Raw genomic sequence first — 358 nt, 5'->3', positions numbered from 1 at the left:
TTCATCAGCAAACAACGTGGGCTGTTTTAACAGCTCGGCTTTAAGCTTTTCAACTAATGGCTCGAAGAGTGTGGCTGATTTATCTATCCAACTACTCATGGTCTGACGACTGAGTTCAATACCATATTGCTTAAACATGGATTCTTGGCGATAAAGCGGTAAACCATATTGGTATTTACTGGTGATAAGCTGGGCTAACAAACTTGCCGTTGCAATCCCTTTATTTATTGGCATAGCAGGCATAGCCGCTTGTTTTATCGGGGTGTGAGTCGAGGATTTATCACAATGACGACAGGCATATTTAGGACGGATATGCTCAATAACTTTGATTTTAGCAGGGATAAACTCAAGCTTTTCT

The 358-nt window shown here is 41.1% G+C and carries 1 protein-coding gene; it reads right to left on the bottom strand.

Going from position 1 to position 358, the window contains the following annotated elements; translation table 11 throughout:
- Positions 1 to 358: IS66 family transposase (locus V6256_RS15230; protein WP_341599110.1), on the bottom strand; the 358-nt coding region annotated here is incomplete at both ends.

Source organism: Psychromonas aquatilis, from assembly GCF_038155185.1.
In the GTDB taxonomy this organism is placed as follows: domain Bacteria; phylum Pseudomonadota; class Gammaproteobacteria; order Enterobacterales; family Psychromonadaceae; genus Psychromonas; species Psychromonas aquatilis.
The sequence above is the reverse complement of the archived record's forward strand: the minus strand, read 5'-3'. Positions and strand labels throughout refer to the sequence as shown.